Origin of the sequence: Rhodococcus gordoniae (assembly GCF_001646655.1) — a bacterium.
Classification (GTDB): domain Bacteria; phylum Actinomycetota; class Actinomycetes; order Mycobacteriales; family Mycobacteriaceae; genus Rhodococcus; species Rhodococcus gordoniae.
In genome coordinates, this window is sequence record NZ_LPZN01000083.1 from 1 (window position 1) to 25,780 (window position 25,780).

General features: G+C 71.8%; 26 protein-coding genes. 7 read left to right on the plus strand and 19 right to left on the minus strand.

What is annotated here, in order from left to right:
* Positions 1–372, minus strand: a 372-nt coding sequence (locus A8G18_RS21630; RefSeq protein ID WP_245208000.1) for an amidohydrolase family protein, incomplete at its 3' end; no start/stop codon positions are given.
* Positions 373–390: 18 nt separating this feature from the next.
* The gene (locus A8G18_RS21635; protein ID WP_064065499.1) at positions 391–933 is read right to left on the minus strand and encodes an FxsA family protein; all 543 of its coding nucleotides are present in this window, start codon (positions 931–933) and stop codon (positions 391–393) included.
* A 104-nt stretch (positions 934–1,037) separates the two neighbouring features.
* Here A8G18_RS21635 and A8G18_RS21640 point away from each other — a divergent pair, with 104 nt between their 5' ends.
* From A8G18_RS21640 to A8G18_RS21650, 3 genes are all read left to right on the plus strand, one after another.
* Positions 1,038–1,802 (plus strand): TSUP family transporter, encoded by a 765-nt coding sequence (locus A8G18_RS21640; RefSeq protein ID WP_064065500.1) that lies wholly within the window; start codon positions 1,038–1,040, stop codon positions 1,800–1,802.
* A 65-nt stretch (positions 1,803–1,867) separates the two neighbouring features.
* Entirely contained in the window at positions 1,868–3,379 is a 1,512-nt protein-coding gene (locus A8G18_RS21645; protein WP_064065501.1) for a TldD/PmbA family protein, read from the plus strand.
* Positions 3,376–4,746: a metallopeptidase TldD-related protein gene (locus A8G18_RS21650; RefSeq protein ID WP_064065502.1), complete on the plus strand. Its 1,371-nt coding sequence runs from the start codon at positions 3,376–3,378 to the stop codon at positions 4,744–4,746. The genes A8G18_RS21645 and A8G18_RS21650 overlap by 4 nt, the downstream gene beginning before the upstream one ends.
* 169 nt (positions 4,747–4,915) lie before the next feature.
* On the opposite strand, the gene A8G18_RS21655 is transcribed toward A8G18_RS21650, so the two are convergent.
* Both A8G18_RS21655 and A8G18_RS21660 read right to left on the minus strand, forming a co-directional pair.
* Positions 4,916–5,416 (minus strand): acyltransferase, encoded by a 501-nt coding sequence (locus A8G18_RS21655; protein ID WP_064065503.1) that lies wholly within the window; start codon positions 5,414–5,416, stop codon positions 4,916–4,918.
* A gap of 5 nt (positions 5,417–5,421) precedes the next feature.
* Positions 5,422–5,838 (minus strand): PPOX class F420-dependent oxidoreductase, encoded by a 417-nt coding sequence (locus A8G18_RS21660; RefSeq protein ID WP_064065504.1) that lies wholly within the window; start codon positions 5,836–5,838, stop codon positions 5,422–5,424.
* Positions 5,839–5,912: 74 nt separating this feature from the next.
* Between A8G18_RS21660 and A8G18_RS21665 the strand changes: the two genes are divergently transcribed.
* Together A8G18_RS21665 and A8G18_RS21670 are read left to right on the plus strand one after the other, a co-directional pair.
* Positions 5,913–6,677 carry a precorrin-3B synthase gene (locus tag A8G18_RS21665; RefSeq protein WP_064065505.1) on the plus strand — a complete coding sequence of 255 codons (765 nt, stop codon included), beginning with the start codon at positions 5,913–5,915 and terminating at the stop codon, positions 6,675–6,677.
* Positions 6,678–6,762: 85 nt separating this feature from the next.
* Entirely contained in the window at positions 6,763–8,226 is a 1,464-nt protein-coding gene (locus A8G18_RS21670) for a dihydrolipoyl dehydrogenase family protein (protein WP_064065506.1), read from the plus strand.
* 224 nt (positions 8,227–8,450) lie between these two features.
* On the opposite strand, the gene A8G18_RS21675 is transcribed toward A8G18_RS21670, so the two are convergent.
* The 4 genes from A8G18_RS21675 to A8G18_RS21690 all read right to left on the minus strand — a co-directional run bounded on the left by A8G18_RS21675 (position 8,451) and on the right by A8G18_RS21690 (position 11,878).
* Positions 8,451–9,002 carry a PIN domain-containing protein gene (locus A8G18_RS21675; protein WP_016934421.1) on the minus strand — a complete coding sequence of 184 codons (552 nt, stop codon included), beginning with the start codon at positions 9,000–9,002 and terminating at the stop codon, positions 8,451–8,453.
* A gap of 1 nt (position 9,003) precedes the next feature.
* Positions 9,004–9,438 carry a helix-turn-helix domain-containing protein gene (locus tag A8G18_RS21680; RefSeq protein ID WP_016934422.1) on the minus strand — a complete coding sequence of 145 codons (435 nt, stop codon included), beginning with the start codon at positions 9,436–9,438 and terminating at the stop codon, positions 9,004–9,006.
* A gap of 518 nt (positions 9,439–9,956) precedes the next feature.
* Positions 9,957–10,703 (minus strand): decaprenylphospho-beta-D-erythro-pentofuranosid-2-ulose 2-reductase, encoded by a 747-nt coding sequence (gene dprE2, locus A8G18_RS21685; protein WP_064065507.1) that lies wholly within the window; start codon positions 10,701–10,703, stop codon positions 9,957–9,959.
* 44 nt (positions 10,704–10,747) lie between these two features.
* Entirely contained in the window at positions 10,748–11,878 is a 1,131-nt protein-coding gene (locus A8G18_RS21690; protein ID WP_064065508.1) for a M24 family metallopeptidase, read from the minus strand.
* Between the two features lie 39 nt (positions 11,879–11,917).
* Here A8G18_RS21690 and A8G18_RS21695 point away from each other — a divergent pair, with 39 nt between their 5' ends.
* Positions 11,918–12,895, plus strand: a complete 978-nt coding sequence (locus tag A8G18_RS21695) for a 5'-3' exonuclease (RefSeq protein WP_064065509.1) — start codon at positions 11,918–11,920, stop codon at positions 12,893–12,895.
* Between the two features lie 10 nt (positions 12,896–12,905).
* Here A8G18_RS21695 and A8G18_RS23535 read toward each other — a convergent pair whose 3' ends face one another.
* The 7 genes from A8G18_RS23535 to pafA form a co-directional block, all read right to left on the minus strand.
* A complete protein-coding gene (locus A8G18_RS23535) occupies positions 12,906–13,760 on the minus strand; it encodes a DUF4333 domain-containing protein (protein ID WP_064065518.1) in 855 nt (284 codons plus the stop codon).
* An 82-nt stretch (positions 13,761–13,842) separates the two neighbouring features.
* On the minus strand, positions 13,843–16,584 hold the full coding sequence (locus A8G18_RS21705; protein WP_172506102.1) for a DEAD/DEAH box helicase: 2,742 nt from the start codon (positions 16,582–16,584) through the stop codon (positions 13,843–13,845).
* Between the two features lie 11 nt (positions 16,585–16,595).
* Positions 16,596–17,549, minus strand: a complete 954-nt coding sequence (gene tatC, locus A8G18_RS21710; RefSeq protein ID WP_064065511.1) for a twin-arginine translocase subunit TatC — start codon at positions 17,547–17,549, stop codon at positions 16,596–16,598.
* 104 nt (positions 17,550–17,653) lie between these two features.
* Positions 17,654–17,911 (minus strand): Sec-independent protein translocase subunit TatA, encoded by a 258-nt coding sequence (tatA, locus tag A8G18_RS21715; protein ID WP_016935046.1) that lies wholly within the window; start codon positions 17,909–17,911, stop codon positions 17,654–17,656.
* A 127-nt stretch (positions 17,912–18,038) separates the two neighbouring features.
* Entirely contained in the window at positions 18,039–19,043 is a 1,005-nt protein-coding gene (locus A8G18_RS21720; protein WP_064065512.1) for a helix-turn-helix transcriptional regulator, read from the minus strand.
* Complete coding sequence (locus tag A8G18_RS21725) at positions 19,040–20,035, minus strand: helix-turn-helix transcriptional regulator (RefSeq protein ID WP_064065513.1); 996 nt, start codon at positions 20,033–20,035, stop codon at positions 19,040–19,042. The genes A8G18_RS21720 and A8G18_RS21725 overlap by 4 nt, the downstream gene beginning before the upstream one ends.
* Before the next feature lie 88 nt (positions 20,036–20,123).
* Entirely contained in the window at positions 20,124–21,482 is a 1,359-nt protein-coding gene (gene pafA, locus A8G18_RS21730) for a Pup--protein ligase (protein ID WP_026003483.1), read from the minus strand.
* A gap of 62 nt (positions 21,483–21,544) precedes the next feature.
* Here pafA and A8G18_RS21735 point away from each other — a divergent pair, with 62 nt between their 5' ends.
* Positions 21,545–23,080 (plus strand): bifunctional phosphatase PAP2/diacylglycerol kinase family protein, encoded by a 1,536-nt coding sequence (locus A8G18_RS21735; protein WP_064065514.1) that lies wholly within the window; start codon positions 21,545–21,547, stop codon positions 23,078–23,080.
* On the opposite strand, the gene prcA is transcribed toward A8G18_RS21735, so the two are convergent.
* The 4 genes from prcA to A8G18_RS21760 all read right to left on the minus strand — a co-directional run.
* Complete coding sequence (gene prcA / locus A8G18_RS21740; RefSeq protein ID WP_064065515.1) at positions 23,014–23,790, minus strand: proteasome subunit alpha; 777 nt, start codon at positions 23,788–23,790, stop codon at positions 23,014–23,016. The genes A8G18_RS21735 and prcA overlap by 67 nt on opposite strands.
* Positions 23,787–24,548 carry a proteasome subunit beta gene (gene prcB, locus A8G18_RS21745; protein ID WP_245208002.1) on the minus strand — a complete coding sequence of 254 codons (762 nt, stop codon included), beginning with the start codon at positions 24,546–24,548 and terminating at the stop codon, positions 23,787–23,789. The genes prcA and prcB overlap by 4 nt, the downstream gene beginning before the upstream one ends.
* Positions 24,549–24,637: 89 nt before the next feature.
* On the minus strand, positions 24,638–24,829 hold the full coding sequence (locus A8G18_RS21750; RefSeq protein ID WP_006552173.1) for a ubiquitin-like protein Pup: 192 nt from the start codon (positions 24,827–24,829) through the stop codon (positions 24,638–24,640).
* Between the two features lie 165 nt (positions 24,830–24,994).
* The coding region (locus A8G18_RS21760; protein ID WP_209447063.1) for a proteasome accessory factor PafA2 family protein at positions 24,995–25,780 on the minus strand (786 nt) is incomplete at its 5' end.

The following is a 25,780-nucleotide window of genomic DNA, read 5'->3' on the forward strand; positions in this document are numbered from 1 at the left end:
GGTCGGCGGGGTGGGGTCGGGCCAGCGGGTCTCGTCCCAGCCGTGCCCCCAGATCACCGCGTCGTCGTGCGCGTCGGCGTGCGCGCGCACCCGGCGCAGCGCGTCGGCGCGGTCGGTGGCGTCGGTCAGGTCCAGGCCGGTCAGGGCCAGGCCGTGGCTGGTGGTGTGCACGTGGGTGTCGACGAAACCGGGGGCGACGAACGCGCCGTGCAGGTCGACGATCTCGGCGTCCGGGTGCAGGGCGCGGCCGGGCCGGTCCTGCCCGACCCACACGATGGTGCCGTCGGTGACGGCCATCGCGGTGGCATCGGGGGCACCGGCGCTGTAGATGCGGCCGCCGACGAGAAGCTGGGTGTGCGGTGCAGGGCTCACGGGTGCCCAGTCTGCCCGTTACCGCTCCTCGCGGCGGCGCGGGGTCTCCACGATCTCCCCGTCGAGCACGGTGCCGCGGTCGTCGACCTGCTCGGGCGCGGCCGTGCCACCGGTCAGGTGCGGGGCGGCGCCGACGACGCTGTGATCGACGACCTGCCCGTCGACCACCACCAGCCGCTGCGCGGTGAACCCGGTGGCGCGGGCCCGGCGCGCGACCAGCGTGCGCACCGCCGGACGCAGCGCGGCGCGGGTCGGCAGCAACAACATCACCCCGAGCACGGTGCCGACGATGCCGGGGATCAGCACCAGCGCGGCGCCGGCGCCGATGAGCGCGCCGTCGGTGAGCACCCGCTCCGGCGAATTGGCGTGCGGCGCCCGACCGCCACGCAGTTCGCCGAGGTTGCGCAGCGCGCGGCGACCCAGCGCGGCGAGCACGAGATAACCGGCGGCGCTGACACCGAGGAAGATCAGCACGGTGGCCAGCGCCCCGAGGGTGGAGCCGAGCCAGGCCAGCACCGCGATCTCCGCCACGACGTAGAGCACGAACAACAACGGGTACACGGCGGGGTTTCCTTCCGTCGGTGGTTTCTGTCCGGTCAACGAACGGGCCGCCGGTTTTGCTCCCGCACCCGCCCCCAGATGCAGTGCGTGATCGAATGGCGGCCATGACGGCAGGTGACTGGGCGGTGCTGATGACCGCCGCGACGGCCGCCGGCTGGGTGGACGCGGTGGTCGGCGGCGGCGGGCTGATCCTGCTGCCCGCCCTGTTCCTCGTCGCCCCGCAGTTGACGCCGCAGGCGGCGCTGGCGACGAACAAGCTCACCGCGATCTGCGGGACCGGCGCGGCGGTGCTGACCTTCGCGCGGCGCATCCCGCTGCGCTGGTCGCTGCTCGGCCCGGCCGCGCTCGTCGCGGCGCTGGCCGCGGCGGCCGGGGCGGCGGCGGTCTCGCTCATCGACCGGGAGGTGTTCATCCCGATCGTGATGGTGGTGCTCGTCGCGGTGGCGGTGTTCGTCACCACCCGCCCGAAACTCGGGGCCGGCGGCACCCGCCGCCCGTCCACGCTGCGGCTGGTCACGGTGGTGGTGACGGCCGCGGCGGTGATCGGCTTCTACGACGGCATCCTCGGGCCGGGCACCGGCACCTTCTTCATCATCGTGTTCGCGGCGATGCTCGGCAGCGAGTTCGTCACCTCGGCGGCGATGGCGAAGGTGCTCAATTTCGGCTCGAATCTGGGGGCGCTGGTGCTGTTCGCTCTCGGCGGGCATGTGTGGTGGACGCTCGGGTTGGCGATGGCGGTGTGCAATGTGGCCGGTTCGGTGCTCGGTTCCCGGATGGCGCTCGCGCGCGGCGCCGGCTTCGTGCGGGTGGTGCTGCTGGTCGTGGTGGTGGCCATGGTGATCCGGCTCGGCATCGAACAGTTCGGCTGAGCCGCCCCGCGGGGTGATCGGTGCGGCACCCCCGGCTCGGTGCGTACCGGCGATAGGGTGGGCGGGTGAGCGCGGTGGACGACGATTTCCTGGCCCTTCCGTTGCAGGCGGCCGCCGACGCGGCGCTGACGGTGGCGCGGGCGGCGGGCGCGAGTCACGCCGATGTGCGGGTACATCGACTGCGGACCTGGACGAGCACCCTGCGCGACGGCGCCCTGCAGGCCGCGGTGGACGACACCGACTGCGGGGTGGCGGTGCGGGTGCTGCTCGACGGCACCTGGGGGTTCGCGTCGCATCCGGTGCCCGGCCCGGACGGCGCCGCCGACGCCGCGGCCCGCGCGGTGGCCGTGGCCCGCACCCTGCGCGCGTTGAATCGTGATCCGGTGCGGTGGGCCGACGAACCGGTGCACCGCGACGCGGTGTGGGTCTCGCCGTACGAGATCGATCCGTTCACCGTCCCCGCCGCCGAGCGCATCGCGGTGCTCGAGGACTATTCGCGGCGACTGCAGGACGCTACCGGGGTCGACCACGTCGGCGCCCATGTGACGCTGGTCAAGGAACAGAGTTTCTACGCCGATCTCGCCGGGTCGACGATCACCCAGCAGCGGGTGCGGATCCACCCCGACCTCGAGGCGACCCGCGTCGACCGCGCGGCCGGCACCTTCGAGTCGCTGCGTACCCTGGCCCCGCCGACCGGCCGCGGCTGGGAGTACCTCGCCTCCGACCGGTGGTGGGACTGGAGCAGTGAGCTTGCCGAGCTGCCCGAGCAACTCGCCGAGAAGGCGCAGGCCCCGTCGGTGACCGCCGGCCGCACCGATCTGGTGATCGACCCGACGAATCTGTGGTTGACCATCCACGAATCGGTCGGGCACGCCACCGAATACGACCGGGCCATCGGCTACGAGGCCGCCTACGCCGGCACCTCCTTCGCCACCCCCGACCTGCTCGGCAGCCTGCGCTACGGCAGCGCCGCCATGCACGTCACCGCCGACCGCACCGAACCGCACGGGCTGGCCACCGTCGGCTACGACGACGACGGGGTCGCCGCCCAGTCCTGGGATCTGGTGCGCGACGGAGTGCTCGTCGGCTACCAGCTCGACCGGGCGTTCGCGCCCAAGCTCGGGGTGGCCCGCTCGAACGGCTGCGCCTACGCCGACTCGGCGCATCACGTGCCGATCCAGCGGATGGCGAACGTATCGCTGCAACCCGATCCGACGGTCGACCGCAGCACCGCCGATCTGATCGCCGGGGTCGACGACGGGCTGTACGTCGTCGGCGATCGCAGCTGGTCGATCGACATGCAGCGGCACAACTTCCAGTTCACCGGGCAACGTTTCTACCGGATCCGCGGCGGGCGGCTCGCCGGGCAGGTCCGCGATGTGGCCTATCAGGCGTCGACCACCGAGTTCTGGGGTGCGCTCGAGGCGGTCGGCGGTGCGTCGACCTGGCGGCTCGGCGGAGCGATGAACTGCGGCAAGGCGCAACCCGGGCAGGTCGCCGCGGTCTCGCACGGCTGCCCGTCGGTGCTGGTGCGCGGCGTGAACGTGCTCAACACGGTGCAGGAAGGTGGCCGATGATCCCCGGAGACCGACTCGTCGAGACCGCCCTGGCGGCCTCCCCCGTCGACGAGACCCTCGTGATCGTCACCGACGGCGCCGAGGCGTCGCTGCGGTGGGCGGGCAACTCGATGACCACCAACGGGTCCGCGCGCGCCCGCAGCGCCACCATCGTCGCGATCCGCCGCACCCCCGGCGGGGCGCACTGCGGGGTGGTCACCGCCGCGATCGTCGACGCCGACGACATCGCGCCGGTGGTCGCCGCGGCATGGGCCGCGGCGCAGCAGGCCCCGGCCGCGCCCGATGCGATGCCGCTGCTCGACGGCGACGACACCGACCCGCACTGGGACGATCCGGCCGTCGGCACCGATGTCGAGGTCTTCGCCCCGCTCCTCGACGGGCTCACCGCCGGCTTCGACGACACCGACGCCCTGTACGGGTTCGCGCACCACCAGTCCACGACCCTGTGGCTGGGCACCTCCACCGGGGTGCGGCGCCGCTGGGTGCAGCGCGACGGGTCGCTCGAGATCAACGGCAAACGCGGCGGCCCGACCGGGGCGAGCGCGTGGGTCGGGGCGGGCACCGTCGACTTCACCGACATCGCCATGGATCCGCTGCGCGCCGAACTGGCGCGGCGGCTGGACTGGGCCGGCACCCGCGTCGACCTGCCCGCCGGCCGGTACGAGACGGTGCTGCCGCCGTCGGTGGTCGCCGATCTGCTGATCCCGCTGCTGTGGTCGCTCGACGGGCGCGGCGCCGCGGAGGGCCGCTCGGTGTGGGCGGGGCCCGGCGGCACCCGCCTCGGCGAGCAGATCGCGGCGCTGCCGGTGACGTTGACCTCCGATCCGGCCGCGCCCGGACTCGGCTGTCCGCCGTTCGTGGTGGCCACCGCCTCCACCGACAGCGTCTCGGTGTTCGACACCGGCATGAGCGCCGGGCGGGTCGACTGGCTCCGCGACGGCGCCCTGCACGCCCTGGCGTATCCGCGGGCCACCGCCGCCGAATTCGGGGCCGTCCCTACCGCGCCGGGGGAGAATCTGCTGCTCACCGGTGGTGGCACCGCCGATGTGGACGACATGATCGCCCGCACCGAACGCGGCCTGCTGCTGACCACCGTGTGGTACCTGCGGGAGGTGGATCCGGCGGTGCTGCTGCTGACCGGCCTGACCCGCGACGGGGTGTATCTGATCGAGGACGGGCAGGTGCGGGCGGCGGTGAACAACTTCCGGTTCAACGAGTCGCCGGTGGATCTGCTCGGCCGCGCCACCGAGATCGGCGCCACCGAACGCACCCTGCCCCGGGAATGGAAGGACTGGTTCACCCGCACCGCGATGCCGCCGATGCGCATCCCCGATTTCCACATGTCGTCGGTCAGCGCCGCCCACTGACCGGACCCCGCGTGGTTCGGAGCAGGCCGGCGAGATGCCTGCCGATCGCCTCCGGACGGACCTGCGCTCTCTCGCAGGTGGACAGAACAAGGCACGAACCCGCAGGTGAGGCCGAGGGCCCCTACGAGATCAGGCGAACCGGGACGATCCGGACACCTCGCGGGGCGGTTCACTCGAGGTCGCGGACCCACCGGGCGGGGCTGCCCACATACACCGCGTTCGGCGCGCAGTCCTCGGTCACCAGCGAGTTCGCGCCGATCACCGCACCGGCCCCGATGCTCACGCCCGGCATGATCACCGCACCCGACCCGATCCACGCGCCGTCCCCGAGGGTCACCGGCTCCCCTGTCAGCGTGGAGGCCCGCTGGTCGGCGGTACCCATCCGGTGGCTGCTGGTGAGCACCCGCACGTGGTCGCCGAGGAACACCCGCTGCCCGACGGTGATGTCGGCGACCGTGTCGAAATAGCAGCCGTGGTTGACGAACGACCCCGCGCCGAGGCTGAGCCGTCCCAGGCCCTGCACCACCACGCGGGTGTGGATCAGGCTCGGCGGCGTCGCGTCGACACCGGCGCGGCGCAACCACTTCCAGCGCCGCCGGCCGGACAGCAGCGGATTGCTCGCGAGGGCCACCGCGACCGCCTGGGACCGGTAGGTATGAGAGCGGGCCACAGCGCCTACCGACCGGCGATCTCGTCGGCGGAGACGAGCACACACGCCAGGCCCACGGTGCCGGTGCGGCCGCGGCGCAGCACACTCGCGCCGACGATCAGCCGGCCGAGCAGCCCGTACTTGCGGGCGATCACCGACCGCGCGTGCGCCGACCCGTCGGCGTCGAGCACCTCCCCGGTGCCGGGCACCGCCACCGACTTCGGGTTGCCGCGCGCGTCGCAGATCGCCAGGGACACCCGCCGATCTCGGCGCAGCCGCCGCACCTTGTAGGCATCGGCGACCGTCCACACCAGCAGCCGGTTCCCCTCGGGCGCCGCCCACACCGGGGTGCCCACCGCGCTGCCGTCCTTGCGGTAGGTCGTCAGCAGCACGAACTTGGCGGCGGCGAGGTCCGCGAATGTCGGGGTCGTCGAATCGGGCATGGATCCCACCCTACAAACCGCACGGTCCACCGGCACCGCGCGTCCCGCGTCCGGCGCGTTCTACCCTGGCGGGCATGGCCGATACCGCTGTGGACGTGCACCTGCCCGCCGGGCACCTGACCTCTCCGCAGATACAGGTGCTCGCCGAGCTCGCCCACACCCACGGCGGCGGCGAACTGCATCTGACCGCCCACGCCCAGCTGCAGGTGCGCGGCGACCCTGCCGCCATCGCCGCAGCTCTCGTTTCCGCCGGTCTGACCGTCGACGTGCCCACCCGCGCACGGCTTCTCGTCTCCCCGCTCAGCGGCCGTATCGGCGGGCACCGCGACCTGCGCGAGCTCACCGCCACCGTGGGGGCACGGGTCGTCGAGCAGCCGGTGCCGGCCGGCACGGTGGTCGGGCTCGACGACGGCACCGGCGACATCGTCGCCCTCGCCCCCACCGTCGCGGTCCTCGCCCGCCCCGACGGCCGGTTCGCGGTGATCCGCGACGGCGCCGACACCGGGGTGCGCGTCGACCCCGCCGACGCCGCCGACGCGCTGCTCGGCCCACCGACCGGCCCCACCGGTGATCCGGAGCCGGTCCCGGCGGGGCCGCGGCCACCGATCGGCTGGCTCGACCAGCCCGACGGGGCGGTCACCCTCGCCGGCGGCCTGCCCGGTGGGATCCTCCCCGCCCGTCTCGCGGAGTTCCTTGCCGCCGTCGACCGTCCGGTGATCGTCACCCCGTGGCGGTCGGTGCTGCTGTGCGATCTGGACGAGTGGACCGCCGAGCAGGTGGTGCGGGTGCTCGCCCCCATGGGATTGGTGTTCGACGCCGACTCCCCGCACCTGCGCTGACCAGCCCCGCACGGCGGACTTCGCGAACCGGACCGGTGCCACCGAACCCCCGCGCAGCGGCCGCATCCCCACCTACCGTGAAGCCATGACCGGTGCGACGGGGGAAACCGACACCTACGACGTGATCGTGCTCGGCGCCGGCCCGGCCGGGGAGAACGCCGCCCGGTACGCCATCGCCGGCAGCGACCGCACCGCGGTGCTCGTCGAACACGAACTCGTCGGCGGTGAATGCTCCTACTGGGCGTGCATGCCCAGCAAGGCGCTGCTGCGCCCCACCCAGGTGCTCGCCACCGCCCGCAACATGCCCGGCGTCGCCGACAAGATCAGCGCCCACGGCGTCGAGGTACCGGCCGTGCTGGCCCGCCGCGACAGCTTCACCCACCATCGCGACGACAGCTCGCAAGTGGACTGGGCGGAGAGCGCGGGCATCGCCGTCGTGCGCGGCCACGGCCGCCTCGACGGCGAACGCACCGTCACCGTCTCCGGTGCCGACGGGGAGCGGCGCCTGCAGGCCCGGCACGCCGTCGTCCTCGCCACCGGCACCGTCCCGTCGATCCCGGACCTGCCCGGCCTGCGCGATGCGCTGCCGTGGACCTCCCGGGACGCGACGAACCTGCTCGAGGTCCCCCGCCGGGTGCTGGTCGTCGGCGGCGGGGTCGTTGCCTGTGAAACCGCCACTTGGCTGCGGCAACTCGGCGCCGAGGAACTCACCGTCGCGGTGCGCGGCGACCGGCTGCTGCCGCGCGTCGAGCCGTTCGCCGCCGAACGCGTCGCCGACCGCATGGCCCACAAGGGCCTGAATGTGCGGTACCGCACCGAGATCCGCTCGGTGCAGCGCTCCGACGTCAAGGACACCGGCGTCGGCCGCATCCACGGAGGCCCCGCCACCGTCGAACTGTCCGACGCCAGCACCGTCGAGGTCGACGAGATCGTCGTCGCCGCCGGCCGCCGGCCCACCCTCGACGGGCTCGGTCTCGACACTGTGGGTCTGTCCGACGGGAAGGTGAGCGTCGCCGACGATCTGACCGTCGACGGGATGGGCGGGCAGTGGCTCTACGCGGTCGGGGACATCGCCGGTCGCGCCGCGCTGACCCACATGGGCAAATACCAGGCGCGGGTGTGCGGGGACGTCATCGCCGCCCGCGCCGAGAACCGCCCCACCGACGGACCCCGGTTCCGGGCGAGCGCCGACCACGGGCAGATCCCGCAGGTGATCTTCACCGTCCCGGAGATCGCCGCGGTCGGCCGCACCGCCGACCAGGCCCGCGCCGACGGATTCGACATCGAGGTCCTCGAGGCCGACCTCGATGTCGCCGGCGCCGCGCTGGCCCGCGACGACTACGCCGGGCACGCCGCGCTCGTCGTCGACCGGGCCACCGACACCCTCGTCGGCGCGACCTTCGTCGGCCAGGAGGTCGCCGAACTCGTCCACGCCGCCACCATCGCCCTGGTCGGCAAGGTGCCGCTGGGCACCCTGTGGCATGCGGTGCCGTCCTACCCCACCATCAGCGAAATCTGGTTGCGGCTGCTCGAATCCCGCCGCAGCTGAGCAGGCAAGTTGGGTCGATCGAGCACCTCGCCGGGTGTGGGGGCAGTAGCCGACGGCAAAGCGTGCAGGTTCGTCCTCGAGACCGACCCGGTCCACCAGGATGCGTTGCACCGCCGTGCCGTCTCAGAACCTCGGTTCGCCCTCCGCAGTGGATCAACGCACCAGTTCAGGGTGTTCACAAGGTGGTCTCGGAACAACACGGTCGCGGGCGTGCATCGTGATCTTCAGCGACGCAACGCTGCGGCGGAGATCGGTAGGCCCGCTGCGGCGAGGCGGTCGCATACGTCGGCCGGTGTACCGGGCGGGTTGCGCCACGCCGCGGCGGTAGCGCTGATCGCCTGGTGTACCCGCGCCCCGTCGAGCGTGAACAGATCCATGACGAACTCATCCGGGTGCAGGGCTTGGATGCCGAACTGGGCAAGTTCGGTATCGGGGAAATGACGCAGGTTCGCGGTGACGATCACCTGCGCGCTGCAGCGGATCGCCGCGGCAAGCACATGCCGGTCGTCCTCATCGGGCAGCCTCAACGCCGGAATGAGCACCTCGTACCCGGTGACCACACAGTCCGGCACCGCTCGGTTCATCAGCTCCCGCAGCCTGGCCAGGGTGTCGGTGGGGATGTCCGGTCGGTCGGCAGCGAGATTGCGGAACGTCTCGTCGAGAATCCGCTCGCTCCACCGTGCGTGCACCAAACCGGTCTGGGCCAGGCGGATAAGGACGTCCCGCAGCACATTCGGGTACAGCACGTTCGCGTCGTAGAGGACGATGAAGGTCACGTCAGTAGAGTCCGAGGTCCTCGGACAGCGCGGCCAGCTCGTCCGCCGCCCCGCGCGCATCTCGCTGCTGGGTACGCCGGTACTCGAGAAGTGACGATGCCAGGATCCGGCGGTGCCGGCCCACGAGCCGGTAGCGGATGAGACCTCGGTCGAGGAGTTTGATCACGTGCGGGCGCGAGACGTTGAGCAGCTCGGCTGCCTGTTGGGTGGTCAGCTCGGCATGGGCGGGAACGACAGTCACTCCCTGGCCGGCAGCCATGTTGGCCAAGACGTCTTTGATCAGTTCCAGGGCCGCGCTCGGCAGATGCACGGACTCGGTTGTCCCCGCGACGGTGACGTCGACCGTGTCGGGACCGGGTTTGACGTCCCGCAGAGCGTTCAGTGCCTGTCGTGCCTGCTCCTGCTCCATGGCACTGGGACGTTCGATCGCGGACATCGCCCACCTCCTCCGAATGAAATATAGGCAGCAAACGAAACAAACGCAAAATCGGTCGGTTTCGAACCGTGAGTTTGTCGCGGCGGAAGTAGGCACTCGACCATGTCCTGGGGTAGACGGCCGTCCAACCGTCCTGCATGTCGGTCTCGTACAGCTGATCCGACCAGCACTTCGGTCGCCTCATGGATGGAATCCTGATCGGGCCCGGCTCGATGCAGCGCCGCGGGCCAAGATCTACCAGCGCAACGCTCGGGCCCGGGTCCCCGACGACCGGATCTGTGCCGACAAGGGCTGTACCGCCCGGCAATCGACAACAGCCCGTCTGCGCGAAGGCGACTCGGTCGACTCCGAATCGCGATCAGTCGGGCATGACCTACATTCCGGGATCAAGCCCCGGGTCGGCCACAGTTCATCGAACTCGTCTTCGAGCCACTCATTTCATGTCCCGAGCTCTCTACGCTACTGCTGGGCACGGAGCCGTCCTTGTCCGACGGCGCCGTGGCGGGTTACGGCAGGTGTCATCGCGGCATCCGCCGCCAGATCGCGCGCGGCAACAGTCGCATCCCGAAGAACACCGGCCGCAGCACCGCCGGCACCCACACCTCCCCGCGCCCGCGGTGCAGCGCCCGCACCGTCGCCTCGGCGACCTGCGGTGGCGTGCTCGACAGCGGTGCCGGGCTCATCCCCTCCGTCATCCGGCCGATCACGAAACCGGGGCGCACCAGCAGCAGCGACACCCCGCTGCCGTGCAGGGCATCCGCCAGACCGGACGCGAAGCCGTCGAGGCCGGCCTTCGCGGAGCCGTAGACGTAGTTGGCGCGACGCACCCGCCATCCGGCGACGGAGGAGAACACCACCAGCCGCCCCGAGCCCTGGGCGCGCAGCCGCTGCGCCAGCTCGGTGAGCAACGCGACCTGCGCCAGATAGTCGGTGTGCACGATCGACACGGCATGGGCCGCATCGGTTTCCGCGCGGGCCTGCTCGCCGAGGATGCCGAAGGCCAACACCGCCACATCGATCGGTCCGAAGGCGGCGATGCGGTCGAGCACCGCCGGGTGGGTGTCGAGGGCGTCGGCGTCGAACTCGACCGTCTGCACCGCCGTCGCGCCCGCCGCCCGCACGGCGGCGCACTCGCCGGCCAGGTCGTCGGCGCGACGCGCGGCCAGGATCACGGTGCGGCCCGGGGCGAGCCGGGTGGCGACCTCGACGCCGATCTCGCTGCGACCCCCGAAGATGACGACGGTTCCCTGCGCGGTGTGGTTCATGCGGCCAGTGTCCCGGGTCGCCCTGCGGGGCGCGGTGGCGGGTCTCAGCCCGGCAGCACCGTCAATCCGTGCGGGCGCAGATTCATCGACTCGCAGCCGTCCTCGGTGACGACGACGATGTCCTCGATCCGCGCACCCCACTCGCCGCGGAAGTAGATGCCCGGCTCGATGCTGAACGCCATGCCGGGCTGCAGGATGTCGTCGTTGCCGGAGACGATGTACGGCTCCTCGTGCACCGACAGGCCGATGCCGTGCCCGGTGCGGTGCACGAACACCTCCCCGTAGCCGGCGGCGGCGAGCAGGTTGCGGGCGGCGGCGTCGACGTCCTCGGCCCGCACCCCGGGACGCACCGCGTCGACGGCGGTCTGCTGCGCCTTCTCGAGCACCGCGATCTTCGTCGCGATCTCCGGGGCGGGCTCGCCGATGCTGTAGGTGCGGGTCGAATCCGAGTAGTAGCCCGGTTCGACGGGACCACCGATGTCGACGACGACGATGTCGCCGGAGTCGATGACCCGGTCGGACACCTCGTGGTGCGGGTCGGCGCCGTGCGGGCCGGAACCGACGATGACGAACGCCGCCGCGGTATGCCCCTCCTCGACGATCGCCGCGGTGATGTCCGCGGCCACCTCGGCTTCGGTGCGCCCGGCACGCAACCATTCACCCATGCGGGCGTGCACCCGGTCGATGGCGGCACCGGCGCGGCGCAACGCCTCGACCTCGTCGGCGTCCTTGACCATCCGCAGCTGCCGGATCACCGACGTCGCGAGCGCCGGCGTGGTGCCGAACCGGGCGGTCAGCGGCACCAGGTGCAGCGCCGGCATCGCCTCGGCCACCGCGAACCCCCCGGGGGCCGCGACGAGTTCGCGCACCAGCGCGTAGGGGTCCTGACCGTCCACCCAGTCCCGCACCGGCAGCTCCAGCTCCCCGATGGCGGAGTCGTGCAGCGACGCCAGTTCCAGGCGCGGCACCACCACGGTGGCGCCGGAGCCGTCGGTGGGGATCACCAGGCAGGTCAGGCGTTCGAACGACTCGGCGCGCGAACCGGTGAGATACCGCAGGTCCGGTCCGGGGGTGATGAGCAGCGCGTCGAAACCGGCGGCGGCACCGAGTTCGGCGGCGCGGGCCAGGCGGGCCGCGTAACGGTCGGCGGGGAATCGGGTGGCGGCAGTGGTCATGCATCCGAGCCTAGTGGCCGCAGTCGGATGGCTGGCAGGATGTGGTCCGTGACCGCACCGGAGAACCCCACGCCCGCACCGGACCCCACGTTGATGCTGCTCGACGGCGCGAGCCTGTGGTTCCGGGCCTTCCACGCCATCCCGGAGAAGGTCACCGCCCCCGACGGCAGCCCGGTCAACGCGGTGCGCGGCTTCGTGGACATGGTGGCCTCGCTGATCCGCACCCACCGCCCCACCCGGCTGGTGGTGTGCCTGGATCTGGACTGGCGCCCCGCTTTCCGGGTCGCGGCGATCCCGAGCTACAAGGCGCACCGGGTCGCTGCCGGGTCCGACGGCACCGTCGAGGAGGTCCCGCCGGCGCTGCTGCCGCAGGTGCCGGTGATCCTCGCGGTGCTCGCCGCCGCCGGCATCGCCACCGGCGGGGCGGCCGGATTCGAGGCCGACGACGTGCTCGGCACCCTCGCCGCCCGCGAAACCACCGACCGGGTGATCGTGGTCAGCGGCGACCGCGACCTGCTGCAGGTGGTCACCGACAGCCCGGTGCCGGTGCGGGTGCTCTACGCCGGACGCGGCCTGGCCAAGGCCGAACTGTTCGATCCGGCGCTGGTCGCCGAACGCTACGGGGTGCCCGCCGAGCGGGCCGGCGCCGCCTACGCCGAACTCGCGGCGCTGCGCGGCGACCCCTCGGACGGGTTGCCCGGCGTCAAGGGGGTCGGCGAGAAGACCGCCGCGTCGCTGCTGCAACAGTACGGCTCGCTCGAGGCGGTGCGGGCCGCGGCACTCGACGAGTCGACGTCGCTGGCCCAGGGCATGCGGGTGAAACTCGCCGCGGCCGCGGACTATCTGGATGCGGCGCTGCCGGTGGTGCGGGTGGCCACCGACGCCGACGTGGACCTGTCCCGCTCGGACGTGTTGCCGGCGGCACCGGCCGATCCGGAGCAGCTCACCGCGCTGGCGCAGCGGTGGGGTCTGGAGCGGCCGGTGTCCGCGCTGGTCGCGGCGCTGGCCGACCGCTGACCGGTCTCGGTCAGTTGGGGCGGCCGACCTCGTAGGTGCCGTTGTCGTCGGTGACGGTGACGGTGACCTCCCGGAACTGGCCGTCCACGGTGACCGCGCAGGTGAAGCTGTGCCCGGCCTCGACCTTCTGATCGCTCGGGCACTGCACGTCGCCGACCTGCCCGGCCCCGTACGACTCGGTGAGCACCTTCGCGATGCCGACCTGGGTGGATTCGGTGTCGAGGACCTTGCCGCCGAACATGGTGGCGGCGAGGATCCCGACGATGGCGAGCACCACCACGAGCCCGACGCCGCCGAGGATCCACGGCAGCTTCGACTTCCCGTTCGGCGGGGGTGTGCCGCCGGGCTGCTGCCAGGCGTTCGCCGGCGCACCCCAGGGCTGCGCGCCGCCGGGCTGCTGCCCACCCCAGCCGGGTGCGGGCTGCACCGGTTGACCGGGTGCTCCCCATGGTCGTGCTCCCGGCTGCTGCCCCCACCCCGGTGCCTGCTGGCCCGGCGCCTGTCGATCCCAGCCGGGGGTGGGTTGTTGCGGGGCCGGACCCCAACCCTGCTGCGGCGCCCCGGCCGGGGCACCCCACGGGTTCTGGTGCCCGGGAGTCTGCTGCCCGGTGAGCGGCGCCCACCCGGGCTGCGGGGCAGTCCCGCCCGCACCGGCTCCGGCATCGGGTTGCCACGGCGACTGCCCGCCGGGCGCCTGCCCCCACCCGGCGCCGCTGCCCTGCCCCCACTGCTGTCGGCCGGCGGGCGGCGCCCACGGCGACCCGGACTGCTCACCGCCCCCGGACGTCGGGTTCGGTGCCCACGGATCCGTCGAGTCCGGTGGCCTCTGCCCCGGCGAGTCCTGCGGTTCGTTCGGCCCGGTCATCGTCGTCTCCACTCACCCTTCCGTTGTGTGCCCATACGGTAGCGTCCACCCGCCGCCCGAGCATCCATGCCCGCCGGGCGAGCTACTCGGCGGTGGGATCGACGGCGACGACACCGCGGCGCACCGCCCCGACCGCCTTGCCCGCGGTGCGGGCGAGCTCCGGATCGTCCGCGCAGGTGCGGATCTGGTCGAGCAGATCGATCAGCTGCCGGCACCACCGCACGAAATCCCCGGGCGAGAGTTCCTTGCCGGCCGCCTCCGCGGCGACGAGCGCCTCGGTCAGCGACGCGGTGGACGCCCACGTGTAGGCGGCGGTGACGAATCCCAGATCCGGTTCCCGGGTGGGGGGCAGCCGGTGCCGGATCTCGTCGGCCCGCAACCCGTCGCAGATCCGGGTGGTCTCGGCCAGCGCGTGCCGGATCGGCCCCGTGGGTCCGACGACGGTGACCGGCTCGTCGGTGCGCGACTCGTAGATCACCGCCGAGGCGACCGCCGCCAGCTCGGCGGCGGACAGTCCCGCCCAGGCGCGGCGGCGCACGCATTCGGCGACCAGCAGATCCGACTCGGTGTAGATGCGGGCGAGCCGCTCCCCCGCCTCGGTGGTCGCCGGATCGGCACCCTCGGTGAGATAGCCACGTTCGGTGAGCAGCGCGACGATCTTCTCGAAGGTGCGCGCCAGCGAATCCGTCGCCGCGGCGGCCTTGCGACGCTGCTGCTGCGTCTCGCGCAGCAACCGGTGGTAGCGCTCCCCGACACGCGCGAGCGCATCGAGATCGGGATGCTTGCGAGCCGGATGGTGCTTGAGCTCGCGGCGCAACGCGTCGATCTCGCGGGTGTCGCCCTTGGCCTTGCTGCGCTTGGGACGGCGCGGCGGCACCAGGCCCTTCGATCGCAGCGCCGACGCGATGTCGCGGCGCCCGCGGCCGGTGCGGTGATCGACGTGCCGCGGCAGCCGCAACGAGCCCAGCACCGTCGTCGGCGTCGGGAAATCCCCGGCCGAGAGGCGACCGGACCAGCCGTCGGCGGTGACCACCTGCGGCCGCGGATCGCCGGCGTCGGTGTCCGGCAGAACCACCACCGCCAGCCCGGTGTGTTTGCCGGCGGGTACCGCGATGATGTCGCCGCGGCGCAGGGTCACCAGCGACGCCACCGCCGCGGTCCGCCGATCCTGCTTTCCGCGCCGCTCGTGGGCGCGTTCGGCGTCGGTCAGTTCGGCGCGCATCCGCAGATAGTCGAGGATCTCGCTGTCCTCACCGCCGAGCTGGTCGCGCAGCTGCGCCAGGGTGGTCTCGTTGCGGTCGATGCCGCGTTTGAGCCCGACCACCGACTTGTCGGCCTGGAACTGGGCGAAGGACATCTCGAGCAGCGCCCGCGACCGGTCCACGCCGACGGCGTCGATGAGGTTGACCGCCATGTTGTAGGACGGGCGGAACGAGCTGCGCAGCGGGAAGGTGCGGGTGGAGGCGAGCCCGGCGACCGCGGCCGGCTCGACGCCCGGTTGCCACAGCACCACCGCGTGGCCTTCGACGTCGATGCCGCGACGCCCGGCGCGGCCGGTCAGCTGCGTGTACTCGCCGGGGGTCAGTTCGGCGTGGGTGTCGCCGTTGAACTTGACGAGTTTCTCGAGCACCACGGTGCGCGCCGGCATGTTGATGCCCAGGGCGAGGGTTTCGGTGGCGAACACCGCCCGCACCAGCCCACGCACGAACAGTTCCTCGACGGTGTGCCGGAAGGCCGGCAGCATCCCCGCGTGGTGGGCGGCGATGCCGCGTTCGAGGGCGGTGCGCCACGACGCGTAGCCGAGCACCTCGAGGTCGCCGCGCGGCAGGTCCCGGGTGTGTTCGTCGACGATCCGGCGGATCTCGGCGGCTTCGGTCTCGTCGGTCAGATGCAACCCCGAGCGCAGGCACTGCTGCACCGCGGCGTCGCAGCCGGCGCGGCTGAACACGAAGGTGATGGCGGGCAGCAGACCGTCGCGGTCGAGGCGGGCGATGACCTCCGGGCGCGGCGGCGGCCGGAAGCGGGGGCCGCGTTCGCCCCAGCGGTCCATCCCGGACAGGCTCTGCCGTTGCCGCACCGCCGACGCCAGTTCGGGGTTGACGACGATGTCGCGGCGCCGCCGGGTCGGGGCGGTCTCGGTGTCGGCGCGGCGGTCGAACAGGTCGTAGATGCGGGAGCCGAGCATCATGTGCTGGTGCAGCGGGATGGGCCGCACCTCGTCGACGACGACGGTGGTGTCGCCGCGCACCGTGGTCATCCAGTCGCCGAACTCCTCGGCGTTGGACACCGTCGCGGACAGCGACGCCAGCCGCACGTCCTCCGGCAGGTGCAGGATCACCTCTTCCCACACCGCGCCGCGGAACCGGTCGGCGAGGAAATGCACCTCGTCCATCACCACGTGGGTGAGCCCGATCAGGGCGGTGGACGACGCGTAGATCATGTTGCGCAGCACCTCGGTGGTCATCACCACCACCGGCGCATCGGAATTGACGGATTGGTCGCCGGTGAGCAGACCGACCGAGTGGCGGCCGTGCCGGGCACACAGGTCGGCGTACTTCTGGTTGCTCAACGCCTTGATCGGGGTGGTGTAGAAGCACTTGGAGCCGGCCTGCAGCGCCAGGTACACCGCGAACTCGCCGACGACGGTCTTGCCGGCGCCGGTGGGGGCGCACACCAGCACCGAATGGCCGCCCTCGAGGGCGCGGCACGCCTCGATCTGGAACGGGTCGAGGGGGAACCCGAGTTCCGCGGCGAAGTCCGCGAGCTGCGGGGTGACGGCGAGCGGAGCGGCGCCCGAAGCGTCGTCACCGCCCGCACCGGGCACGAGGTCGCCGATCACAGGGTGTCGGAGTAGTCGGTGCGGGCCGGGTCGGTCCGGACGGTGTCGGTGGGCGCTGCCGGCTCCACCGGGCTCGGCGCGGCGATCGTCGAGCCCTCGTCGTCGTCGAGATCGGCCCAGCCCTCGGATCGGGCCTTGCGGGCGCGACGCCGGTCGGTCACCCGGGCGATCTGGATGGCGAACTCCACGAGCAGCGTCAGCGCCAACGCCAACGCCAGCATCGAGAACGGATCCTGGCCGGGGGTGGCGATGGCGGCGAAGACGAACACCGCCATGATCAGCCCCCGCCGCCACGCCGCGAGTTTCTCGTAGGACAGCACCCCCACCCCGTTGAGCGCGACGATCACCAGCGGGATCTCGAAGGACACCCCGAAGATCACCAGCAGATTGAGGAGGAACCCGAAGTATTCGGCGCCCGACAGCGCGGTGACCTGCACGTCGTTGCCGACGGACAGCAGGAACGACAACGCGTGGGAGATCACCAGATAGGCCAGCACCGCGCCGGTGACGAACAGCGCCGCCCCGCAGGTGACGAAGCCGATCGCGTAGCGGCGTTCCTTGCGGTACAGGCCGGGGGTGACGAACGCCCACAGCTGGTACAGCCACACCGGGCACGCCATCACGATGCCGGCGGTGGCGGCGACCTTCAGGCGCAGCATGAACTGTTCGAACGGACCGGTGGCGAGCAGCCGGCACGAGCCGTCGCTGCTCAGATCGGCGCGGGCCGAGGCCGGCAGGTCGCAGTAGGGGCCGCGCAGGATCTCCCCGAGACTGTCGAGGCCGAACAGGCTGCGGCTGTACCAGACGAATCCGAGAATGGTGGTGAGCACGACCGCGGCGAGAGCGATCAGCAGACGCGTGCGCAATTCGTAGAGGTGCTCGACCAGCGACATGGTGCCGTCGGGGTTGGTCTTGCGCCGGCTTCGGCGCGGATCGAACGGGATGCGCACGGTGCGGTTCTCAGCTCCTGTCGAGACCACCGGCGCTACGGCGTGCCGGGGTCAGCGGAACGCCGGGACACCCGCGGTGGGCGCCCCGGCAGGATGAACGTCGGTCAGGCAGACCGCGGTTCGGTGTGCGTGTGCGGCGCGGCGGGATCGGTCGTCGGCTGCGCGGCCGGCAACGGATTCGGCGCCGGCTGCTGCGGCGTGGCCGCCCGGGCATCGTCGTTCTGCATCTCCTTGACCTCGCTCTTGAAGATCCGGAGCGAACGACCGAGACCGCGTGCGGCGTCGGGCAACTTCTTCGAACCGAAGAGAATCACGACCACCAGCGCCACGATGGCCCAGTGCCAGGGGCTCATTGCACCCATTTACAACAACCTCCACTGATCGGCTCCGATCGATGCTACCGGACCTCGAGCACACCCCGAGGGCCCGAGCAGGTGTATCCACCCACAATTTGCGGAGGATTCACAGAGATGTTCCCCCACCCCGGCGTCACGAGGACGGGCCCGTGCCGCGGGCCGCGTCCTCCCGGTCGAGATCGGCGTAGGCCGCCAGCGCCGACTCGGCCCGCGCCCGCACCGCCGCCCGCAACGGTGGCGGGTCGAGCACCCGCACGCCGGCGCCGAACCCGACGAGCAACCGCGCCATCCACGCCGGCGAGGCATACCGCATCGACGCCTCACAGCTGCCGTCGGAGCGCACCTGCACCTCGGTGAGCGGGTAGTAGTCGAGCAGCCACGTGTAGGCCGGGGCGATGCGCAACCGGGCGGCGGGCAGCGACGGGTCGCCCTCGAACAGTTCGAGGTGCTCGTCGTCGGTGATCGCCCGGTGCGGGGGCCGGGCCGGCTCGTCCAGCACGGTGGCGGCGTCGATGCGGTCGACACGGAACAGTCGCACCCCCTCCGCGCTGCGGCACCAGGCCTGCAGATAGGCGTGCTCGTCGATGATCACGATGCGGATCGGGTCGACGTCCCGTTCGGAGACGGTGTCGCGGGACGCCGAATAATAGGTCACATGCACGGCACGGCCGTCCCGCACCGCGGCCCGCACCTGCCCGGCCGCATCGGAATCCCCGGCCGTCCCCGGCTCCGGATCGGCGACGATGTCGGCGGGGGTGGCGGCGGTCCCGGCCGCCGCCTCGATCTTCGCGATCGCCGCCTGCGCCGCCGACGGATCGACCACCCCCGGCATCTCCTGCAGCGACCGCAACGCCACGAGCAGCGCGGTGGCCTCGGTGGAGGTCAACCGCAGCGGCCGGTCGATACCGGCGGTGAAGGTCACCACGATGCTGTCCTCGGAGAACGACAGGTCGATCAGGTCGCCGGGGCCGTAGCCGGGCAGCCCGCACACCCACAGCTGGTTCAGGTCGTCCATCACCTGCTTCGGGGTCACCCCCAGATCGCGGGCCGCCTCCGCCGCGCTGATCCCCGGGTGCGCCAGGAAATACGGCACCAGATTGAGCAGTCGTCCCAGCCGCGCCGACAGTCGTGTGCTCATCGACCCTCCTCCCCCGCATCCGTTGCCGCCCGCTCGAGGATGCGCTGCACCTCGGCCCGCAACTCCGGCGGGTCGAGCACCAACGCGTCGGCGCCCTGCCCGGCGACGATCCGCGCGATCCACTCCCACGAGCGCACCGGCACCTCGAGTTCCGCCCCGTCCCGGTCGCCGATCGCCCGCGCCGCGCCGGGCCGTCCGAGCCGGCGCAACTCCCAGGCGCGTCCGTCCGCCACCCACAGCCGAGCCGAACCGGTCACCTCCGCCGGGGAGGTCGCCGCCAGCACCCGGGCCCGCAGATCCACCCCCTCCGGGATCTGCACCGCCCCCTCCGGGCCGATGGCGGTGACCTCGTCGCCGATGCGGGACAGGCGGAAGGTGCGCACCGCATCGCGGTCACGGTCGTGGCCGACGAGATACCAGCGGCCGTGCACGGTGACCACACCCCACGGTTCGACGGTGCGCGTCGACCACGGCTCGGTGGGGGAACTGCGGTGGGTGAAGCGCACCGCCCGCCCCGCGTCGATCGCCGCGAGCAGCGCCGTCAGCGCCGGCTCGGAGCCGCGGGCGCGCGGCGGCAGCGGCGCCACCACCTCCCCGCCGTCGGTGTCGACACGGATCCCGGCGGCCCGCAGCTTGAACACCGCGCCCTGCGCGGCGGCGGTCAGCTCCGGCGATTCCCACAGCGCAGCGGCGACGGCCACGGCGGCGGTCTCCTCCCGCGTCAGATCGATCTCCGGCAGCTCGTAGGCGTCGCGGTTGATGCGGTAGCCCTCCACCGTCGACGACCGCGACGGCCGGCCGGTCTCGAGCGGCACCCCGAGATCGCGCAGTTCGTTCTTGTCCCGCTCGAACATGCGGCTGAACGCCTCGTCGCTCGCGCATTCGGAGTAACCGGCCACCGAGGCCCGGATCTTCTCCGCGGTCACGAACTGTCGGGTGGACAGCAGCGCGATGACCAGATTCACCAGCCGTTCGACTTTCGAGATCGCCACGGGCCAACCCTAGTGCCCGCGCGCCGCCGGCACCGCATCACCGCCCATCGGATCGGACCGCACGGTCCGATCCGATGGGCACCGGTGCTCACATGGAGGCGATGAGCCGTTCGACGCGTTCGTCCACCGACCGGAAGGGGTCCTTGCACAACACGGTGCGCTGCGCCTGATCGTTGAGCTTCAGATGCACCCAGTCGACGGTGAAATCGCGGCCGGCGGCCTGCGCGGCGGCGATGAAATCACCGCGCAGCTTCGCCCGGGTGGTCTGCGGCGGGGTGTCCACCGCCGCATCGACGGACTCGTCGTCGGTCGCCCGCGCCGCCAACCCCTTGCGTTGCAGCAGGTCGAACACGCCGCGGCCGCGTTTGATGTCGTGATACGCCAGGTCGAGCTGGGCGATCTTCGGATCCGACAGTTCCATGCTGTAACGGTCCTGATAGCGCTGGAACAGCTTGCGCTTGATCACCCAGTCGATCTCGGTGTCGACCTTCGCGAAGTCCTGCGACTCGACGGCGTCGAGGACACGGCCCCACAGGTCCACCACCTGCGCGACATGCGGATCGGGTTCGCGCTGGTGCAGATACTCCACCGCCCGCGCATGATATTCACGCTGGATGTCCAGGGCGCTGGCCTGCCGGCCCCCGGCCAGGCGCACCGGGCGCCGACCGGTCAGATCGTGGGAGACCTCGCGGATCGCGCGGATCGGGTTGTCGAGCGCGAAGTCCCGGAACGGCACCCCGGCCTCGATCATCTCGAGCACCAGCGCCGCCGACCCCACCTTGAGCATGGTGGTGGTCTCGGACATGTTCGAATCCCCCACGATCACATGCAGCCGCCGGTACTTCTCGGCGTCGGCGTGCGGTTCGTCGCGGGTGTTGATGATCGGCCGCGACCGGGTGGTCGCCGACGAGACACCCTCCCAGATGTGCTCGGCGCGCTGCGACAGGCAGAAGGTCGCGGCCTTCGGGGTCTGCAGCACCTTCCCGGCGCCGCAGATCAGCTGCCGGGTCACCAGGAACGGCAGCAGCACATCGGAGATGCGGGAGAACTCGCCGACACGGGCGACGAGATAATTCTCGTGGCAGCCGTAGGAGTTGCCCGCCGAGTCGGTGTTGTTCTTGAACAGGAAGATGTCGCCGCCGATGCCCTCTTCGGCCAGACGCTGCTCGGCGTCGATGAGCAGTTCCTCGAGGACCCGCTCACCGGCATGATCGTGTTCGACGAGCTGGAGCAGGTCGTCGCACTCGGCGGTGGCGTACTCGGGGTGCGAGCCGACATCGAGATACAGTCGCGCCCCGTTCCGCAGGAAGACGTTCGAACTGCGCCCCCAGGACACCACCCGGCGGAACAGATAGCGGGCCACCTCGTCGGGGCTCAACCGGCGATGCCCGTGGAAGGTACACGTGACGCCGAACTCCGTCTCGATACCCATGATTCGTCGCTGCACACTTCGACAGTACCGCGCAAACCCGACCCCCATGGGTGGCAACGACATCTACGGTTCGAGGTGTGATTCTTCGCGAGCACTACCGCACCGCCGACCGGGCCCTGTTCGACCGTTCCGGGGCGCTGCGCCCGTCCCCCGCCGACCCGCTGTTGCGTGATCTCGGGCGCGCCGCCAACCACAGTGTGCTGTGGATGGCGTGCGCCGCGGTGTGCGCGGCCGCCGGGGGACACGCGCGGCGCGGCGCGGTGCGCGGCCTGCTGTCCGTGGCCGGGGCCAGCGCCCTGACCAACGGGCTGCTCAAACCGCTGTTGCCGCGGCGCCGCCCCCCGGCGCGCACCGACCCGAAGTTCCTGCGCCGCAGCGTGCCGATCCCCCGCTCGTCGTCGTTCCCGTCCGGGCACTCCGCCTCGGCGGCGGCGTTCGTGACCGGGACAGCCCTCGAATCCCCTGTGGCCGGGGCGGTCCTGGCACCGCTGGCCGCGGCGGTGGCCTATTCCCGGGTGCACACCGGGGTGCACTGGCCCGGCGACGTCGTCGTCGGCGCCGCGGTCGGGGCGGGCGTGGCGTGGTCCACCCGCCGCTGGTGGGCGGTGCGCAGCCGCGAACCGGCCGCCGTGCAGGTCGCGGTCGCCGCGCCGGCGCTGCCCGGTGGGGAAGGGATGCTGCTGATCGTCAACCGCGATGCCGGCACCGCCGAGGAGATCGCCGCGGTCGTCACCGCCGCCCTGCCCGGGGTGCATCGCGTCGACCTCGACGCCGACCACGACCCGCAGGACGAACTGGCGCGGCTGCTGGCCGAGCACCGGCCGACGGCGTTGGGGGTGTGCGGCGGCGACGGCACCGTCGCGGCGGTGCTCGACGCGGCCGTCGACGCCCGGTTGCCGGTGGCGGTCTTCCCCGGCGGCACCCTCAACCACTTCGCGCACGATCTCGGGGTGAGCGACCTGGACGAGACGGTACGGGCGATCACCGGTGGGCAGGCCGTCGCGGTGGGACTCGGACAGGTGACGGTGACCGGACCGGCCGGTCGCACGGTGCGGCGGTTCGTCAACACCGCCAGCCTCGGCGGCTATCCGGACGCGGTGCGGTTACGGCAGCACTGGGAACCGCGGATCGGCAAGTGGCCGGCGGCGGGCCTGGCGATGCTGGCGGTGCTGCGCACGGCGAGCCCGATGCCGGTGCGGATCGACGGCACCGGGCGGGCGGTGTGGTTGCTGTTCGTCGGCAACGGCCGCTACACCCCGGGCGATCAGGTGCCGATGTCCCGGTCGCATCTGGATCCGGGCACCCTGGATGTGCGGTACCTGCCGGCCGAACGCCGGTTCTCGCGGCTCCGGCTGCTCGCCGCCGCCGCGACCGGCACCCTCGGCGCCTCCCCGATGTATCGGCATCGGCACAGCCCGGCCCTGGCGGTGCAGGTGATCGGGGATCCGGTGGCGTTGGCCACCGACGGGGAGGTCCCCGCCGACGGCACCGGATTCGACTTCGAGGTGGTGCCGTCGGCGTTGACGGTCTATCGGCTCGCGGTGGATCAGCCCGCGTCGGTGCCGGCCTCGGGAGCCGGCTCGGATCCCGGCGTCTCCGACGCCGCCGGCTGAGCCGAACCGGTGGGCAGCAGCGCATCGAGCGCCGCCCCCGCGATGCGGCGGAACGCGCGGCGCGGACGCTGCTTCTCGAGCACCGCGACCTCGAGTTCGCCGCGGCCGAGCAACCGCGGCGCCGCATCGGCGGTGGCCGGCTGCTGCAACGCGGTGACCGCCACGGCGACCGCCTCGTCGAGCGGCAGACCGGCCTTGTAGGACGAGCGCAGCGCGGTGACGATCGGCTCGGTGTTACCACCCATCACCACGAACTGCGGTTCGTCGACGATCGACCCGTCGTAGGTGATGCGGTACAGCTGCGGGCCGTCCTCGGTGCCGGCGCGACCGACCTCGGCGACGCAGATCTCCACCTCGTAGGGCTTCGGCTGCTCGGTGAAGATCGTGCCCAGGGTCTGCGCGTAGGCATTCGCCAACGCCCGCCCGGTCACGTCCCGCCGATCGTAGGAATAGCCGCGCATGTCGGCGTGCATGATCCCGGCACGACGCAGATTCTCGAACTCGTTGTACTTGCCGACGGCGGCGAAACCGACCCGGTCGTACAGTTCGCTGATCTTGTGCAGCGCCTTCGACGGGTTCTCCGCCACCAGCAGCACCCCGTCGGCGTAGGTCAACGCGATCACCGAGCGACCCCGGGCGATGCCCTTGCGGGCCAGCTCCGAACGATCGCGCATGATCTGCTCGGCGGACGCATAGTACGGAAGTGTCACCGGGCATCTCCTGCGGTGCGGTCGGCCACGATGCTGCGGGCCAGCTCGGACAGGGTTTCCTCCGCGACCGCCACGGACCCCGCCGCGGTGATCACCACCGCCGTCGGGTAGATCCCGCGGGTGGTGTCGGGGCCACCGGTGGCGGTGTCGTCGTCGGCCGCGTCGTACAGCGCCTCGACGGCGGTGCGCAGCGCGCTCTGCTCGTCGGCGTCGGCGCGGTAGAGCTTCTTCAGCGACGACCGGGCGAACAACGAACCCGAGCCGACCGCGTGATAGCCGGCGCGTTCCTCGTAGCGGCCACCGACCACGTCGTACGACACGATCCGCCCGGCGCGGTGCGCGTCGGGAGCGTCGAGGTCGACACCGACCAGCAGCGGCACCACGGCCAGACCCTGCATGGCCGCACCGAGATTGCCGCGCACCATCGACGACAGCCGATTGGCCTTGCCGTCGAAGGTCAGCGGCACGCCCTCGATCTTCTCGTAGTGCTCGAGTTCGACGGCGAACAGCCGCACCAGTTCGATCGCCAGGCCCGCGGTGCCGGCGATGCCGGCCGCCGAATAGTTGTCGGTGATGAACACCTTGTCGACATCGCGGGAGGCGATCAGGTTGCCCATCGTCGCGCGCCGGTCGCCGGCGAGCAGCACACCCCCGTCGAAGGTCAGCGCCACGATGGTGGTGCCGTGCGGGGCGAGGTCCACGTGGTCACCCCGTTCGAACCGGAACCGGTTCTCCGGCAGCATCTCCGGGGCGTGCATGCGCAGATGGTCGGAGAACGACGACAAGGGCGACGCGAGGTGCAGCCTCGGCTGCACCTCGCGGAAGGGAAGAGAGGACCGTTCGGCTGTCACTGGCCACCTTTCTGCACATATGCCCGCACGAAGTCCTCCGCGTTCTCCTCGAGCACGTCGTCGATCTCGTCGAGAAGATCGTCGGTGTCCGAGGCGAGCTTCTCGCGACGCTCCTGACCGGCACCGCCGTCACCGACGACCTCGTCGTCGTCTCCGCCACCACCGCGTGTGGTCTGCTCCTGTGCCATCGCCGCCGACCTCCTCCTGTACTCGGCGCGGAACCGTCACCGGTCGACGATCGGTGCGGTCACCGCTGCTTCGAACTCCTACCCTACCCAGCGAAACGGTCCGCCGGTGGCGACACGCGTACTCGCGGCACACGATCGGGCCACCACCACACCCCGGGACGACCGTCAGTGGGTGAGCTGATCGACCAGTTCGGCCGCCGACTGCGCCGTCTCGAGCAACTCCCCGACATGCGCGCGGCTACCCCGCAACGGCTCGAGCGTCGGGATGCGCACCAGCGACTCGCGACCCAGATCGAAGATCACCGAATCCCAGCTCGCCGCCGCGATGTCGGCCCCGAAGCGGCGCAGGCACTCGCCGCGGAAGTAGGCCCGGGTGTCCGACGGCGGGGTGCGCACCGCGTCGAGCACCTGCTGTTCGGACACCAGCCGCTGCATCGACCCGCGGGCCACCAGGCGGTTGTACAGACCCTTGTCCAGGCGCACATCCGAATACTGCAGGTCCACCATGTGCAGGCGCGGCGCCGACCAGGACAAGCCCTCCCGGTTGCGGAAACCCTCGAGCAGCCGCAGTTTCGCCGGCCAGTCCAGCAGGTCCGCGCATTCCATCGGGTCGCGTTCGAGCAGGTCGAGCACCATCGCCCACTTGTCGAGGATGTCGAGGATCCGCTTGTCCTCGGTGCCGTCGTGGAACTTCGCGACCCGCTCGTGGTAGATCCGCTGCAACGCCAGGCCCGTCAGCTCCCGGCCGTCGGCGAGCGCGACGGTCTTGCGCAGCGACGGATCGTGACTGATGTGATGCACCGCGGTGACCGGGCGGGCCAGCTGCAGATCCGACAGGTCGATGCCCGCCTCGATCAGGTCGAGCACCAGCGCCGTGGTGCCGACCTTGAGGTAGGTGGACATCTCCGCCAGGTTCGCGTCACCGATGATCACATGCAGCCGCCGGTACTT